Genomic DNA, 15,402 nt, shown 5'->3' on the forward strand with positions numbered 1-15,402 from the left:
CGGCCGCGGCGGAGATCTCCGCCGCGGCCGTCGCGCTAGCCGGACTGCGGGTGATCGCGGACGCCGACGCCACGGTCGACGGGGTGCTGGCCGCACTGCCGTCGGCGTCCACGGTGCACTTCGCCTGTCACGGTGTGAGCGACCCCGACAACCCGTCGAAGAGCCACCTGCTGCTGGCCGACGGACCCCTTGAGGTGCGGGCCGTCAACCGCCACGAACTGCCGTACGCCCAGCTCGCCGTGCTGCTCGCCTGCAACACCTCGCGGACCGACCGGCTCCCGGACGAGGCGATTCACCTGACGTCGGCGTTCCTGACCGCGGGATACCCCCAGGTGATCGGCTCACTGTGGGAGGCGGCGGACCTGGTCTCGGCCGGCCTCGCCCGTCGGCTGTACCGCTCGCTGCGGCGCTACGGCGGCGGTATCGACGTGGGCGACTGCGCCGTCGCCCTGCACGGGGTGGTACGCGAACTTCGCGCTCGCCACGCCGCCTCACCGGCGGCGTGGGCGCCCTACATCCACACCGGCCGGTGAGGCAGCACGCCTTTCCGGCCGCCGATGACGACGGTCGACAGGACCGGCAGCGCCACCACGACCGGCAGCGCCACCAGGACCGACAGCACTTCCAGGATCAGCAGCACTTCCAGGATCAGCAAGATCAACAGGAGGCAGTGATGGGTACGTCGGACGGAGCACGACGGATCGGAAGGACGGCCAGGTTCGAGGCATTGGCGGTCCTTGACGCGGTGCTGGCCTGGCGGCTGCCGCCGGATTCGTGGGAGGAGGTCGACGAGCGGATCGCCGTGCTGACGAAAGCGGTCGGCGAGGGCGACACGGTCCTGGTCGGTGAGGTGACGGCGGAGCTGGAGACGAACGGTCGGCGTGTCGGACGGATGGGTCCCCATGGCACTACGGCACCCGACGGCAAGCAGCAGTCGCCGCCCCGGGTGCGTGAACGGGTCGTCGCTCTCATCCACACCCTGGACCCGGCCTCGAAGCCGGCGGGCGGCGGCGGCCAGGCACCGCCCGCGGGCAACGGCAAGGCATGACGTGGCCATGGGTGTGACCGGTCGAGATCTTCCGGCCGCACGGTGAACTGCCCACAATGGGGGACTGTCCGGGGAGGGCGGCGCGATTATCTCAGTGCTGGTGAACATAGCGATCGGGCTGGTGACGAGCCTCCTGGGCCTCGGCTTCGGCTGGCTGTGGGAGCGGGGCAGGCGGTCCCGCGCACTGAATAGGAAGGCTGCCTTCTTCGGCGTCCGCCCCGGCGAAACCTGCCTCATCGTGCTCGGCAACAAGCACAACGCCCCCGGGACCGCACAGCACCGGGACGTGCGGGCGGTCATCGAACTGGCCATGCTCGCCGGTGAGCTGGGCTGCCGGGTGACCGTCGAGTCCGGAGAGTTCCGCGGCAGCAACGCCGACCGCACGGAATTCTGTGTCGGCGGACCGATCGGCGACTCGAACATCCGCACCGGCGGCCATCTGGCCGCCCACCTGCCGGGCGTGACCATCCACCCCTACAACGGCGGGCCCGACTCGGTGGCCATCGAGGTCGGAGGTGACCGCTTCCTCTTCGACCGCGGTAATCAGGAGTACGCCCTCGTCGCCAAGTTCACGCCTGCGGAGTCCAGCCGCCCCGTGCTGCTGATATGCGGCCAGACCTCCGCGGCGAACCAGGCGGCCATCAACTTCCTGCGGCGCGAGTACGACCGGCTCGGCAGGGCCCTCGTCTCGGTGGACCGCTACTGCATCGTGATCAAGGCATCGCACCTCACGACATACGGAATCCACCGGGCCGCGCTGGAACGGGACGTCTCGGCCACGGCCTTCGGACACGAATGAACGCCCGGCGCGAAGCCGGACGTTCATTCGTCGGGCGGGCGGACCGGCCTTGCGGCCCCTCCCCTTGTCCGCTCAGATGCCCGTGTAGGTGAGGGAGGGATCTTCCTCCTGGAGCGAGACGACGAATCGGCGCATCTTGCGGTTCGCAAGGATGCGCAGGGCGCGCACGTTGCCTTCGGCTTCGAGCCGGATCTTCCGGCATTCCCCCCGGTCCCAGATGAGGAGGTGGACCGACAACCGCTCGGTGCTCTCTCCCCGGCTCACGAGTTCGGCCGTCAGCGCGAGGTCCGGCATATCGGTGTGGTGGATGCCGAGCGGTGAACCACCGCTCTCCGTGAACGTCGTGGCGATTCCGGTGTTGTTCTCCCCGAACCAGTTCGCTCGCATATCCGTGCGGAACAAGGCCGCTGCGTCCTCCACGGAGGCCGTGGTGGATATATCCACCGGCTGCTTGGTCATCTGCTCAACTCCCCGATGTGAACCCCGTGGTGCCGTGGGGGCGGTGCTCTTGTGCGGGAACTGCGTTCCGCCACGACCTTCTCACTGAAACGGAACCGCGGTGGGTTTTGTTGCACGGTTTCCGGAAGTACGGCAGCGGTTACCGTGACGTGCGGCGTTTTCGGTCGGCCGGTCAGAGGCTCGGCGCGGAGAAGGGAATGAACGGCATGAGCTCGTCGGCGACCCAATGGGCCGGGACTTGTAATGCCTCGCCGATCCGCAGATAGAGTTCGTACTGCGTCGCGGCGCCGAACCAGTCGAACCGGCAACCGGCCGGATCGCGGCCCCGACCGCATGCCTCGACCACCGCCACGCAGCCGTCCTGGACATCGGCCCTGGCGTACACGGTCTCGGCGTGAGGTCCGGCCGACATCCGGGCGACCGGGCGCAGTTCCCCTGTTGCCAGCGGTGGGAGAGCCGCCCCGGGCGCCGGGGGCGGTCGGCCGACGAGCCAAGGCTCGTCGGGTCCCCGGTGCAGTCGCCAGAACTCGCGATCCCCTGCGGACAGGCGGTTGCCGGGTACCCCGCGAGCTCGGAAGAACTCCAGCGCGTCCATCCGCAAGGCGTCGTAGCAGGGATGCGCGAAGTCCGGGCCGAGCAGGTTCCAGACCGTCCTGGCCGCTCCGAAGAGCGCGAAGCCGCCTGCCGGTATGACGGCCGCGGCCAGTTGAGTGGTGAACCGGTCACTGTCGGACTGGGCGAATTCCAGAAACGGCGCCTGTAGTTCGCTCCACACCAGATCAGCGCCGAATTCGATCCCCGTGGCATCGAATTCGAAACGGCCGAACCGCTCCATCCGCAGAACGACATCGGCCGGGAGCCGTGAGGAGCCTGTGGCGTCCGAAGCGACTTTCATGATCCCTCCCTGCTTCGACCGTGCCGTCCACGGCGACGTGGGCCGCGAACCGGTCCGCGTGTCCGGTCGATACGTGTCCGGCGGCAGTACGTGTCTAGCAACGGACGGAGAATGGGCACAATGGTTCTCCGGCGTACCCGGACGATCTCCGGAGAACTCCGCACGGCACCGGCACCGGCCGCCGGGCGCTCCCAGGCCACCGGGCGTTGTGCCAGACTCGGCGGTGGCAGCAGGCGGCGAAAGGGAGTTCGGGGCATGGGCCGTCCGCAAAAGGAACTGCCTCCCGACGGTTCGCCCGTCACGCTGTTCGCGTTCTGGCTGCGAGATCTGCGTCGGACCGCGGGACTGACCTTCGACCAACTGTCCCGTCACACCGGGTACGGTCGCACCACCATGACCGACGCGCTCCGCGGGGACTCGCACCCGACGCTCCCGGTGACGATGGCGATCGTCGGCGCCTGCGGCGGCGACATCGACAAGTGGGGCGCGTTCTGGGCCGAGGTGCACCGCGCCCTGGACAAGGACGCCGTGCCCGGGACTGTCATCGTCTCGCCGCCCCCCTGGACCCCGTCGATCGCGGGCGGGGCGCACGGCGAACTCTGTCCGAGCGGCTGCGCCCGTACCGATCCGCACGGCTGGTACACCGAGTCGGTCGAGACCCGGCTGCGCCTGGACACCGTGACACCCGAGGCGGTGGAGCGGCGGGTCATCGTCGCCACCTGCGACGGCCTCGCCGAGATCCCGGTCGCGTTCAGCGTGCCGCGCCGCACCGACGACGAGGCCGACGGCCACGGTCTGGAGGTCTCTGTCCTCGACGGCGGCCGCCTCGATCTGCCCGAACACCCCTACGAGAGCTTCTTCCAACAGCGGCTGATCCTCCCGACCCCGCTGCGCACAGGTGCCCGCCACACGTACACGCTCCGGCTGCGCATCCCCCAGGACCAGCCGATGGCACCGCACTTCGTCCATGTCCCGCTGACCCGCAGCGAACGCTTCAGCCTGCGGGTGCGCTTCGCCCCCGGACGTCCGCCGCTGTCCGTCTGGCAGTTGAGCCGAGTCCCGACCGCCGTCATCTACCAGCGAGCGCCGGGGACATCCCTCCTGCGCCCCGACCGGCAGGGCACGGTGGCAGTGGAGTTCGACGCGATGCGGGTGGGATACGGCTACGGACTGTGCTGGCAGGACGGACCCGCCCCTGCCGCACCCGAGCCCGACCCCGAAGTGCCGCCCGGCTACTGAGAGATCGGCGCGTCCGGCAGTTTGGCGCTGATCCGGGCGGCGTCCGGGTGGTGCAGGGTCCGCAGCACATCGAGCGCTTCGCGTCGCAGCGCGTACGCGTCGCGGTCGTGGCCGAGCGCGGCGTGCGCGTCCGCCAAATGGTCGAGGGCGTGCGCCTCGCGGTAGCGGTCGCCCACCGCCCGGTCGAGAGCCAGGGACCGCTCGTAGGTGCCGATCGCCGCCGCGTGCCGGCCCGAACTCTGCTCGGCCCGCCCGGTGGTGAGCAGGATCGCCGCCTGGCCGTCCAGATGGCCGAGTTCCGCGTACAGGTCGAACGCCCGGCGGCCGTGTACCAGCGCCGCCGCGTGGTCCCCCGAGCGTTCCTGCTCCTGGGCCAGGGCGCTGAGGCCATCTGCCAGCGGCAGCGGATCCGCGGTCCGCTCGGCCATCGCCAGCGCGAGCCGGGCCTGCGGGAGCGCCCGCCGGTGGTCGCCGCGCGCGGCGTACACCCGCACCAGGGACAGCCGCACCTGGCGCGCGCCGTCGTCATCACCCAGCCGGCGGCATTCGCGCAGCGCCTCGTAGAGCAGCGACAGGGCTTCGTCGGACCGGTCGAGGCGGGAGAGGGCGTCCGCCAGCCGGCGGGTGGCCGACGCCCAGGCCCGGCGGTCCCCGGCCTTCGCGGCCGCGTCCCGGGCGATTTCGTGCACCAGACCGCGCTGGAACCGCCGCCCCGAGCGACGCAGATAGACCGCGCACGCCTGGGCGAGGCGCCAGGTGTACGACTCCAGCCCCTCGCTCCGCGCGGCCAGCGCGATCACCGCCTGTAGCGTGCCCAACTCGGCCTCGAACCACGCCATGGCCGCCGCGTGATTCTCAACGGGCGGTTCGGTGCCAGTCGGCTCGACCGGAGCGCGCCGCCACGGTTCGAGGCGGCGGTCCGCCCGTCGCGCGGCACTCAGATAGTGCCGCAGCAGGCGCTCGACGGCGGTGGCGCGCTCGGCGGCCGGGCCGTCGTCCGCCAACTCCTTCGCGTACAGCCGCAACAGGTCGTGCAGTACATACCGGCCCGGCGCGTGCTGCCGCACCAGATGGGCGGCGGTGAGCGCGTCGAGCAGTTCGTCCGGCGGCGCCTGTTCGCCGAGCAGCGCCGCGCACGCGGTCGCGTCGAGGTCAGGGCCGGGGTGGCAGCCGAGCAGCCGGAACAGCCGCGCCACGGGCGGTGGCAGCAGGGCGTACGAACCCTGGAAGACCGACCGCAGGTTGACGTCCGCGTCCTTGAGCTCCAGGATGCCCAGCCGCGCGTTGGCCTGCCGGAGCCGTGCGACGAAAAGACCGATCGAGCCCTTGGGCTCCAGCGCCGCCCTCGCGCCGGCAACGCTCAGGGCCAAGGGCAACCGGGCGCACAGGTCCACGAGTTCGTCAGCGGCCCGTGGTTCGTCCGCCAGCCGGTCGGCTCCGATCTGCCCTTCCACCAGGGCCCGGGCGGCATACCGCGGCAGCACGTCCAGGGTGACCCGGAACGCCCCGTCCCGTACCACCAGTCCGTCGAGGCGGTTGCGGCTGGTGACGATCACCAGCGATCCCGGCCCGCCCGGCAGCAGCGGGCGAACCTGATCGGCCGAGCGCGCGTTGTCGAGCACCACCACCACCCGACGGCCCGCCAGCACGGTACGCAACAGGCCGGCGGCGGCGGTCACCCTGGCCGGGATCGCGTCGGGCGTCACGCCCAGCGACTGCAACAGGTCGTGCAGCGCTTCCGCGGGGGACATGGGCGCTCCCGAGTCGAAGCCCCGCAGATTCAGGTGGAGTTGACCGTCGGGAAAGTGCTCCTCCACCCGGCGTGCCCAGTGCAGCGCCAGGGATGTCTTGCCGACTCCCGCAGTGCCCTCGATGCTGGTGATCACCACCGGCCGGACCGCCGCGACCGGATCCAGCTCCAGTAGCCCGTCAAGTCGCCGCAGTTCGGGCTCCCGGCCGACGAAATTCCGCAGAGACGAGGGAAGTTGGTGGGGCACGCGGGAGGACGGTGGCGGACCGCTCGTGCCGACGGTCGCTCTGGCCGCGGCGGGGCGGAGCCTCCGGGCCGCTTCGGCGCGGTCCCGGAGCGTGCTCAGCCGACCGGCTTCCGGGCCGCCGACACCGAGTGCGACCAGCAGTTCATCGAAGACGCCCACCCCCGCGAGCGTCGTCCCGTTGAGGTAGGCGTACAGACTGCTCGGCGAGACGTTCAGCCGTCTGGCCAGTTCGGCCCGGTCCAACGCGCGGCCGAGCCGCTTCTCGGCGCGGACCACGGCATGGGCCAACTCGACGGCCAGCCGCTGCCTGAGCGCCGACGGGTCCTCATCCGTCGCCGGGGTCCGATCCCCTGCCACCGCTTTCCCTCCGTACCGGCCCTACGCCTTGGCGGACGTGGCTGACGTGCACACCCGTACGGCATGCCCGCCGCGTGTCTCGTACCCGGATCGTGACGCATACGACCCGTGCGGATTCGTACCGCGCCTCCAGACTTGTCCAGTGTCTTCCAGAGCGGCCGGGAGTGCTGATGATCCGCGTGTTCCGGTGGGGTCCGACACCGGCGGCGCGCTGTTCGCCGGGCCGGCCCGGGAGGACGACAGCCATGCAGACTCACTGAGGACACACACCGGAAGACCCCGGCACGACCGTCGGTTCAGGACTCCTGGGGCCGGCCGTCCACCTCCGCGCACCGCAGCACGTGGGCGGCGGCCGTGCCCCACGTCACTCTTTCAGCCATCGCCTCGCGCAGGCGGGCGGCCCGGGCGAAGGCGCTCGGCCGGTCGAACATCACCGAGTTGATGGCCCGTTCCCACGCGGCGGCGTCCGCCGCCAGCCGCTTCTCATAACCGTCCACGTCAACGACGACCTGCTCCGCCTCCGCGGGCAGGATCTCGCGAAGCAGCATGCCCAGCCCGCTGCGGCCGCTCACAAGAACCGGCACCCCGGCCACGATCGCCTCGAGCGCCACCAGACCGAACGCCTCGGCTCGGGACGGCATCAGCACCAGACTGGCCCGCCGCACATCCCTGCGGATCTTCTCCTGGTCTTCTGTGTAGGTCCGCACCTTGACGTCGATGGCCGGATGGCCGATCAAGTCCTTCGCGTACTCGCTCAGGCTGCGGGAGGTGTCCTCGGGCGCGCCGCGGACCAGCAGTTCCCAGTGTCCGGGCCCGGACCTCGGCGGTACCGCTTTCTCCAGTGCCCGGCAGGCGATGTCCAGCCCCTTCAACTGCGCATCCTTCAGGCGCCCCATGAACAGGATCTGCGTCCGACCGGAGCGCGGTCCGTCCACCGGGTCGGCCTCGCCGTCGAATCCGGGGTCGATGCGCTGTATCGGGGGCAGGTCCCGGTATCCCGGCAGACCCCGCTCCCGTTCCAGCAGTTCCTCGAGGCGCGGTCCCACCGGCATGATGCGGGCGGCACCTCGGCACAGGTCGAACTCCAACTCCGTGAGGGCCTCGGCGCGGGCACCCACGTCGTCACCCTCGTCTTCCTTGGACCATTCCGCCTGGTCCGGCTCGACATGGAGGAAGTGCAGCCGCCGCGCCCCCCTGAAATGGTCCTCCGCCTGTGCCTGCGCCGCAGGTCCGCTGACCCTGCCGTGCCCGATGACGAGGTCCGGCACGACTCCCTCCGGCAATTCGGCGCGACGCATCAGCGACTGCCGCCCGGTACGGCCCGGCCGGGCCGCGGCGAGCAGACGCACCCCGTGCTCCTCCGCGTCGGCCTGTTCCTTGGCGGTGAAATTCTCCACCAGCACGTGGACTTCGGCGCCCGCCGCCGTCAGCGCCAGGCACAGCCCTCGGTTGAACGCCGTCAGGCCGCCATGTGCGGGAAACCACTCGTCGGTCACCGCGAGCACCCGCACGGGGCAGCCGTCCGGCCGCGTCGGCGCCGTCGCCGCGACCGGCGCCAACTCCGCCGACGGTTCCGATTCGTCGTTGTCCGGCGGCGGTTGCCGTGCGCCCTGACGCTCGGCGGTTTCCGTTACGGGCAGGCTGTCGGTCGTCTCCACGCGCGTGATGCCGTCCTCAAGAAGTTGGACGAACCAGTCGACGACCTCGCGGTCGTCGTCCAGCACGTCGGTGTCGGTCACATCGCCGCCGTGTGCCTCGCGGCTCCGACGCAGGGCCAGTCGCGCGTTGGTCCACGTGACGTCCACGGTGTGCCGGAGGGCGCGCAGTGCCCGCGCCGGATCGCCGAGCGGCAGTTCGCCGATCCCGCCGCCGTAGGGGAGCCGTACCAAGGCCCGCAGACCCGTGTCGCCGCCGTCGATGGAGGAGAGCCTTTTGTGGACCCGCAGTTGATGCCGGACAGCGGCCATATGCATCAGGTAGCTGACGAACGGCGGCATCTCGGCACTGCTGTCGGCCGACCACGCCCAGGCACCGAGGAAGGCGTCCTGCTCCGGATGCCCGAGCAGGAGGAGCCGGCGCAGGTACCGGTCGTCGTCCTCGCGCTCCGGTTCCAGCAGGTCCAGCCCGCCGACCGCCCCGCCCGGCTGCTTGCCGACCAGCAGCACCACGGCGCCCAGGCAGCTGGCGTCGAGCGGGCCGAGCACGTCGGCGGCCCGCTGCTCCAACTCCGGCCAGGCACGGTCCTCGCGCGCCCCGAGCAGCAGCGACAGATTCAGTACGGCACCGTGACGTCGCACGATCGCCTGGTCGAGGCCCCCGGGCGACTGGACGGCAGCCACCGTCACCGAACCGTGCAGCGCCGCGTCCGGCAGCACCTCCGGGATCTCGGTGGGTGCCGTCGCCCACACCGGCTGGTTCGCGCCCTGGAGGGCACGGAAGCGCTGCCACATCACGCGGACTGCGGTCGGCCAGACGTCGGCACGCGGCGCGTCGAGCGGCACGAAGACGTGGGCCACGACTTCCTGTTCCGTCACGGCGAGTTCGTGCACTCGGTCGTTCGCCCCCGGGCTGCGTGCCGTACTCACTACGGTAAGTCCCCGCATTCTACTGACGGTTCGGCCGTGTCGAGGATCTCTCGGGCTACGTGCTCAACTGCTGTCGACCGTATCGGTGTTCAACACCACAAGCGTGGCGGCCGACGCCGGTACGAACAAGGACACCGACCCGGCCGGACTGAACCTGGTCACGACCACCGCGTACGACGCTCAGGGCCGCGTCATCAAGGCCACCCTGCCCAAGTCCACGGGCACCGACGCGGGGCCACCGTCACGACCTACTGTTCCGCCACCGGCACCGGCGTGGACCACCCAGGACGCCACCGGCATACCCACCCGCGACGTCCAGAGCATCGGCGGCGGCCTCGCCGTCGCCACAGCGGCCAGCGACCCGAACAGTACGATCCTGCAACTGACCAGGCACGTTGCCTGGGGGACCGGTGTGGCGGGGGGGCTTCGGCATGATCGAATCCACGATTCCGTGGCCCGCTGTCAAGGCTGTTGCCTACGCGCTCCGTTGGGGACTGTGGGCAGTCACGGCCAAGGCGTCCCACGCAGCAGTGCGAGCACGCTGTGTCGGCTTCGTCACAGATCTCCCCACCGGATTCTGGCGAATCAACGAACGGAAGTGCTGATCGATGCCTAGACCTGTCCGGATCACTATCCCGGCGCTTATCGCCCTACTGCTCGCGGCCGTAATGATCGAAGCGATAAGCCACTCTTCGTGGCCCATTGTGGCCCTCATGGGCGTCGGTATAGGCTTTATGGCCATCGATATCGTACGAGCGCTGCGGGACAACCGTCACGGGTAGGAACTCGCGACGAGCGCTGTCGCGTCAAGCAGCCGCACAACTCGTCCCCCCTTGGGGAACACAGCCCGCTAGGTCCCCCCTTCAGGGAGGGCCTAGCAAACCCCATTCCCGAGGGCAGTGCCAACGCCTGCGAAAGATCTTCCGTGCGGCACCCTTGGGCGTGCGGATTTCCGCAGGGTGGGTGACATTCCTTGTCGTGATGCGCTTGGCTAGTGGCGACCTCCTGGGTCGCTCGTCTACTGCCCTGTTCTTTGGTGCTCGGGTTTCGCACCGTGATGCACTGCCTCAACGGCCGAGCCCGTGCGTGCCTACTCGGAGTCAGGGACTCTCCACTCGGTCGGAGGGACTTCCCGGGGACTTTTCGCTGTGCAAACCGGGAAGGCTCCGACAGCGCCGAAAGACGGGAAACCCCAGCTCAGGCGCTAAAAGCTCAGCACTCGATGACGTTCACCGCGAGGCCGCCCCGGGCGGTTTCCTTGTATTTGACCTTCATGTCGGCGCCGGTCTCCTTCATGGTCTTGATGACCTTGTCGAGGGAGACGTGGTGGCGGCCGTCGCCGCGCATGGCCATGCGGGCGGCGGTGACGGCCTTGACGGCGGCCATGCCGTTGCGCTCGATGCAGGGGATCTGGACGAGGCCGCCGACCGGGTCGCAGGTGAGGCCGAGGTTGTGTTCCATGCCGATCTCGGCGGCGTTCTCGACCTGTTCCGTGGAGCCGCCGAGGATCTCGGCGAGGCCGCCGGCCGCCATCGAGCAGGCCGAGCCGACCTCGCCCTGGCAGCCGACCTCGGCGCCGGAGATGGAGGCGTTCTCCTTGAAGAGCATGCCGATCGCGCCCGCCGCCAGCAGGTAGCGCACGACGGCGTCCTCTTGGTCGACGGCGCCGGCGGTCGGCGCCGCGACGAAGTTCAGGTAGTAGTGCAGGACGGCCGGGATGATGCCCGCGGCGCCGTTGGTGGGGGCGGTCACGACCCGGCCGCCCGCCGCGTTCTCCTCGTTGACGGCCATCGCGTAGAGGGTGACCCACTCCATCGCGTGCGCGGCCGGATCGCCCTCGGCGCGCAGCTGGCGCGCCGACTGCGCCGCGCGGCGGCGGACCTTCAGGCCGCCCGGGAGGATGCCCTCACGGGACATCCCGCGCCGCACGCAGGACTCCATCACCCGCCAGATGTCGAGCAGCCCGGCGCGGATCTCCTCCTCCGTACGCCACGCCTTCTCGTTCTCCATCATCAGCGCCGAGATCGACAGCCCCGTCTCGCGCGAGAGCCGCAGCAGCTCGTCCCCGGTGCGGAAGGGGTGCCGCAGCACCGTGTCGTCCAGCTTGATCCGGTCCTCGCCGACCGCGTCCTCGTCCACGACGAAGCCGCCGCCCACCGAGTAGTACGTCTTCTCCAGCAGCGGGGCGCCGTCCGCGTCGTACGCGAACAGCGTCATCCCGTTGGCGTGGTACGGCAGCGACCTGCGCCGGTGCAGCACGATCTGCGTCTGCGGGTCGAAGGCGATCTCGTGCGCCCCGAGCAGGCTCAGCCTGCCCGCCGCGCGCACCGCCGCGACCTCGTCGTCCGCCGTCTCCACGTCCACCGTCCGCGGCGAGTGGCCCGCGAGCCCCAGCAGCACCGCCTTCGGCGTCCCGTGCCCGTGGCCCGTCGCCCCCAGCGACCCGAAGAGCTCCGCCCGGACCGACACGGTGTGCGCCAGCAGTCCCTCGTTCTTCAGCCGGTGCACGAAGATGCCCGCGGCACGCATCGGGCCCACAGTGTGCGAGCTGCTGGGGCCGATGCCCACGGAGAAGAGGTCGAATACGGATATTGCCATGAGGACTCCAGATCTCGAAGGGGCACGGCCCCTTCACGGTTCCTCCGCGGAGGAGGGTTCCCCAGGGGCGCGGGGAACTGCGCGACCAGCCCCCACCGGCGGGTGGTCCGGCGACAACCGGACCGCCCCGCCGGGGCGGGTGGTGACCTGCGGGAGCGCTCCGGCTGAGCACGCGGTTCCTCCGCCGGCCTCCGGCCGGGAGGTGCCCCCCTCGCCCCTACGGGGCTACGCGTAGAGCGGGTGCTTGCGGGTCAGGGCGGCGACCCTGTCCCGGAGAGCCGCGGCATCGTAACTCGGCTTGAGGGCCGCCGCGATGATCTCCGCCACCTCCCGGAAGTCCTCCGCGTCGAAGCCCCGCGTGGCCAGCGCGGGCGTGCCGATGCGCAGCCCCGAGGTGACCATGGGCGGCCGGGGGTCGTTGGGGATCGCGTTGCGGTTGACGGTGATGCCGACCGAGTGGAGGCGGTCCTCGGCCTGCTGGCCGTCGAGCGCGGAGTCGCGGAGGTCGACCAGCACCAGGTGGACGTCGGTGCCGCCGGACAGGACGGAGACGCCGACCTCGGTGAGGTCGTCCCGTACCAGCCGCTCGGCGAGGATCTTGGCGCCCTGGAGCGTACGCGCCTGCCGGTCCTTGAACTCGTCGGTGGCGGCGGCCTTGAAGGCGACCGCCTTTCCGGCGATCACGTGCTCCAGCGGGCCGCCCTGCTGACCGGGGAAGACCGCGGAGTTGATCTTCTTGGCCAGCTCGGCCTTGGAGAGGATCACACCGCCGCGCGGGCCGCCGAGCGTCTTGTGGGTCGTGGTGGTGACCACGTCCGCGTACGGCACGGGGGAGGGGTGCAGACCGGCCGCGACCAGGCCCGCGAAGTGCGCCATGTCGACCATCAGGTACGCGCCGACCTCGTCCGCGATCCGGCGGAACTCGGCGAAGTCGAGCTGGCGCGGATACGCCGACCAGCCCGCGATGACGAGCTGCGGCCGGTGCTCCCTGGCCAGCTTCTCGACCTCGGCCATGTCGACCAGACCGGTGTGCTCGTCGACGTGGTAGGCCGCGACCTTGTACAGCTTGCCGGAGAAGTTGATCTTCATACCGTGGGTCAGGTGGCCGCCGTGCGCCAGGTCGAGGCCCAGGATGGTGTCGCCCGGCTTGATCAGGGCGGTCATCGCGGCGGCGTTCGCGGACGCGCCGGAGTGCGGCTGCACGTTCGCGGCCTCGGCGCCGAACAGCGCCTTGACGCGGTCGATCGCGAGCTGCTCGATCACGTCGACGTGCTCGCAGCCGCCGTAGTAGCGGCGGCCCGGGTAGCCCTCGGCGTACTTGTTGGTCAGCACGGAGCCCTGAGCCTCGAGGACCGCGACCGGCGCGAAGTTCTCCGACGCGATCATTTCGAGGGTGGACTGCTGGCGGTGGAGTTCGGCGTCGACCGCGGCGGCGACGTCCGGGTCGAACTCGTGCAGGGACTGGTTCTGCAGCGACATGAGATCTTCCTGGTCAGAAGGTCGATGAATACCGGGGGCCGGCGAACGGCCGGTGACGGCGGGCCCGGCGGGAAGCGAGCCCGTGATGACGGCGGGCCCGGCGGGAAGCGAGCCCGCGATGACAGCCGGGGGCCGGCCCGCCGTGACGGCCGGGGGACCGGCCCGTGACGGAGGCCGGAAGGTCAGCCCGCGATGAAGGCGTCGTACTCGGCGGCGGACAGCAGCTCGTCGGTCGCCTGCGGCTCGCGCACCTTGAACAGCCAGCCGTCCGCGAAGGGCGAGGAGTTGATCAGGGCCGGGTCGTCCACGACGTCCTGGTTGATCTCCGTGACCTCGCCGGTGACCGGCGAGTACAGGTCGCTGACGGACTTGGTGGACTCCAGCTCACCACAGGTCTCACCCGCCGTGACGGCGTCGCCCACCGCGGGAAGCTGCACGAACACGACGTCGCCGAGCGCGTCGGCGGCGTGCGAGGTGATCCCGACGGTGACGCCCTCGGCCTCGGGGGCCGACAGCCACTCGTGTTCCTTGGTGTACCGAAGATTCTGGGGGTTGATGCTCATGACGGAATTCTCCCGGATGCGAAGGGGTGCCCGCGCGCGGGGACGGCGCGGTCGGTCGGCTCGACGGACAGGTCCGGTACCGGCCGGACAGGCCCGGTACCAGGTGGCGGTACGAGCGTGTCAGCGCTCACGCTTGTAGAACGGCAGCGCCACGACCCGGTGCGGCTCACGGGTGCCGCGGATGTCGACCGCGACCCCTTCCGTACCGGGCGCGGCATGCGCGGCGTCCACGTACGCCATCGCGATGGGCACGCCCAGCGTCGGGGACGGCGCGCCCGAGGTGACCTCGCCGACCACGGCGCCCGAGGCGTCGGTCACCGCGTACCCCGCGCGCGGCACCCGGCGGCCCTCGGCGATCAGCCCGACCAGCTTGCGCGGCGGGGTGGCCGCCGCCTTCTCCGCCGCGGCCTCCAGCGCCGCCCGGCCCACGAAGTCGCCCGCCTTGTCGAACTTCACGACCCGGCCGAGCCCCGCGTCGAACGGCGTCAGCGCGGTGGTCAGCTCGTGCCCGTACAGCGGCATGCCCGCCTCCAGGCGCAGCGTGTCCCGGCAGGACAGGCCGCACGGTACGAGCCCGGCCGCGGCCCCGGCCTCGGTGAGCGCCTGCCACAGCCGCTCGGCGTCGGCGGGCGCGACGAACAGCTCGAAGCCGTCCTCGCCGGTGTAACCGGTACGGGCGATCAGGGCGGGCACCCCGGCGACCGTGCCGGGCAGGCCCGCGTAGTACTTCAGCCCGTCCAGGTCCGCGTCCGTGACCGACTTCAGGATGCCGGGGGACTCCGGACCCTGGACGGCGAGCAGCGCGTACGCGTCCCGGTCGTCGCGTACGGCGGCGCCCGCGAAACCGGCCGCGCGCTCGGTGACGGCGTCCAGCACCACCTGGGCGTTGGAGGCGTTGGCGACGATCATGAACTCCTGCTCGGCGAGCCGGTACACGATCAGGTCGTCCAGGATGCCGCCGTCGGGTGCGCAGATCATCGTGTAGCGGGCCCTGCCGACCGCGAGCGCCGACAGGTGGCCGACCAGCGCGTGGTCGAGGGCCTCGCCCGCCTGCGGTCCCGTGACGGTGATCTCGCCCATGTGGGAGAGGTCGAAGAGTCCGGCGCGGGTGCGGACGGCGGTGTGCTCGTCGCGCTCGCTGCCGTACCGCAGCGGCATGTCCCAGCCCGCGAAGTCGGTCATGGTCGCGCCGAGCGCGCGGTGTGACGCGTCGAGGGCGGTGTGGCGCGGGGAGGTCGGTGGCTGGCTCATCGGAGGGCTCCCAGAGGGGTGACGGCACGGGACGGACAGGGCGGGCCGGGGCATGCTCGCCCCGGGTCTCCCCATCTGTCATCGGAACCTGAGAGGTTCACCGTGACCCTCACGGGTCCCGGTTTGCACCTT

The 15,402-nt window shown here is 70.9% G+C and carries 13 protein-coding genes; 4 read left to right on the forward strand and 9 right to left on the reverse strand.

Features of this window, described 5'->3' with window-relative positions; translation table 11 throughout:
- A partial coding sequence (locus tag ABZX65_RS32010) for a CHAT domain-containing protein (RefSeq protein ID WP_355348008.1) occupies positions 1 to 533 on the forward strand: 533 nt, incomplete at its 5' end.
- Here the strand turns inward: ABZX65_RS32010 and ABZX65_RS32015 are convergent.
- Entirely contained in the window at positions 512 to 661 is a 150-nt protein-coding gene (locus ABZX65_RS32015) for a hypothetical protein (RefSeq protein WP_355348010.1), read from the reverse strand. The two genes, ABZX65_RS32010 and ABZX65_RS32015, sit on opposite strands and share 22 nt — an antisense overlap.
- A gap of 66 nt (positions 662 to 727) precedes the next feature.
- Here ABZX65_RS32015 and ABZX65_RS32020 point away from each other — a divergent pair, with 66 nt between their 5' ends.
- Positions 728 to 1,048: a CATRA system-associated protein gene (locus ABZX65_RS32020; protein WP_355348013.1), complete on the forward strand. Its 321-nt coding sequence runs from the start codon at positions 728 to 730 to the stop codon at positions 1,046 to 1,048.
- 100 nt (positions 1,049 to 1,148) lie between these two features.
- Positions 1,149 to 1,847 (forward strand): hypothetical protein, encoded by a 699-nt coding sequence (locus ABZX65_RS32025; RefSeq protein ID WP_355348016.1) that lies wholly within the window; start codon positions 1,149 to 1,151, stop codon positions 1,845 to 1,847.
- Between the two features lie 72 nt (positions 1,848 to 1,919).
- Here ABZX65_RS32025 and ABZX65_RS32030 read toward each other — a convergent pair whose 3' ends face one another.
- Together ABZX65_RS32030 and ABZX65_RS32035 are read right to left on the reverse strand one after the other, a co-directional pair.
- Complete coding sequence (locus ABZX65_RS32030) at positions 1,920 to 2,306, reverse strand: hypothetical protein (protein ID WP_355348019.1); 387 nt, start codon at positions 2,304 to 2,306, stop codon at positions 1,920 to 1,922.
- 172 nt (positions 2,307 to 2,478) lie between these two features.
- Positions 2,479 to 3,141 (reverse strand): hypothetical protein, encoded by a 663-nt coding sequence (locus ABZX65_RS32035; protein WP_355348022.1) that lies wholly within the window; start codon positions 3,139 to 3,141, stop codon positions 2,479 to 2,481.
- Positions 3,142 to 3,456: 315 nt separating this feature from the next.
- Here ABZX65_RS32035 and ABZX65_RS32040 point away from each other — a divergent pair, with 315 nt between their 5' ends.
- Entirely contained in the window at positions 3,457 to 4,440 is a 984-nt protein-coding gene (locus tag ABZX65_RS32040; protein WP_355348025.1) for a helix-turn-helix transcriptional regulator, read from the forward strand.
- Here the strand turns inward: ABZX65_RS32040 and ABZX65_RS32045 are convergent.
- The 6 genes from ABZX65_RS32045 to gcvT all read right to left on the reverse strand — a co-directional run bounded on the left by ABZX65_RS32045 (position 4,434) and on the right by gcvT (position 15,270).
- Entirely contained in the window at positions 4,434 to 6,794 is a 2,361-nt protein-coding gene (locus ABZX65_RS32045) for a tetratricopeptide repeat protein (protein WP_355348028.1), read from the reverse strand. The two genes, ABZX65_RS32040 and ABZX65_RS32045, sit on opposite strands and share 7 nt — an antisense overlap.
- A gap of 296 nt (positions 6,795 to 7,090) precedes the next feature.
- Positions 7,091 to 9,328 carry a CATRA conflict system CASPASE/TPR repeat-associated protein gene (locus ABZX65_RS32050; protein WP_355348031.1) on the reverse strand — a complete coding sequence of 746 codons (2,238 nt, stop codon included), beginning with the start codon at positions 9,326 to 9,328 and terminating at the stop codon, positions 7,091 to 7,093.
- Positions 9,329 to 10,591: 1,263 nt separating this feature from the next.
- Complete coding sequence (locus tag ABZX65_RS32055; protein ID WP_355348034.1) at positions 10,592 to 11,977, reverse strand: L-serine ammonia-lyase; 1,386 nt, start codon at positions 11,975 to 11,977, stop codon at positions 10,592 to 10,594.
- Positions 11,978 to 12,202: 225 nt separating this feature from the next.
- On the reverse strand, positions 12,203 to 13,456 hold the full coding sequence (glyA, locus tag ABZX65_RS32060) for a serine hydroxymethyltransferase (RefSeq protein WP_355348037.1): 1,254 nt from the start codon (positions 13,454 to 13,456) through the stop codon (positions 12,203 to 12,205).
- A 182-nt stretch (positions 13,457 to 13,638) separates the two neighbouring features.
- Entirely contained in the window at positions 13,639 to 14,019 is a 381-nt protein-coding gene (gene gcvH, locus ABZX65_RS32065) for a glycine cleavage system protein GcvH (RefSeq protein WP_355348040.1), read from the reverse strand.
- Positions 14,020 to 14,139: 120 nt separating this feature from the next.
- The gene (gene gcvT, locus ABZX65_RS32070) at positions 14,140 to 15,270 is read right to left on the reverse strand and encodes a glycine cleavage system aminomethyltransferase GcvT (protein WP_355348043.1); all 1,131 of its coding nucleotides are present in this window, start codon (positions 15,268 to 15,270) and stop codon (positions 14,140 to 14,142) included.
- Between the last annotated feature and the right edge of the window lie 132 nt (positions 15,271 to 15,402).

This window comes from Streptomyces sp. NPDC003300 (assembly GCF_040610915.1).
GTDB lineage: Bacteria > Actinomycetota > Actinomycetes > Streptomycetales > Streptomycetaceae > Actinacidiphila.

Excerpts from the sequence above, each read along its gene's own strand:
- glyA (WP_355348037.1), bottom strand. The coding sequence starts at position 13,456 with ATGTCGCTGCAGAACCAGTCCCTGCACGAGTTCGACCCGGACGTCGCC.
- ABZX65_RS32030 (WP_355348019.1), bottom strand. The coding sequence starts at position 2,306 with ATGACCAAGCAGCCGGTGGATATATCCACCACGGCCTCCGTGGAGGAC.
- gcvH (WP_355348040.1), bottom strand. The coding sequence starts at position 14,019 with ATGAGCATCAACCCCCAGAATCTTCGGTACACCAAGGAACACGAGTGG.
- ABZX65_RS32040 (WP_355348025.1), top strand. The coding sequence starts at position 3,457 with ATGGGCCGTCCGCAAAAGGAACTGCCTCCCGACGGTTCGCCCGTCACG.
- ABZX65_RS32055 (WP_355348034.1), bottom strand. The coding sequence starts at position 11,977 with ATGGCAATATCCGTATTCGACCTCTTCTCCGTGGGCATCGGCCCCAGC.
- gcvT (WP_355348043.1), bottom strand. The coding sequence starts at position 15,270 with ATGAGCCAGCCACCGACCTCCCCGCGCCACACCGCCCTCGACGCGTCA.
- ABZX65_RS32035 (WP_355348022.1), bottom strand. The coding sequence starts at position 3,141 with ATGGAGCGGTTCGGCCGTTTCGAATTCGATGCCACGGGGATCGAATTC.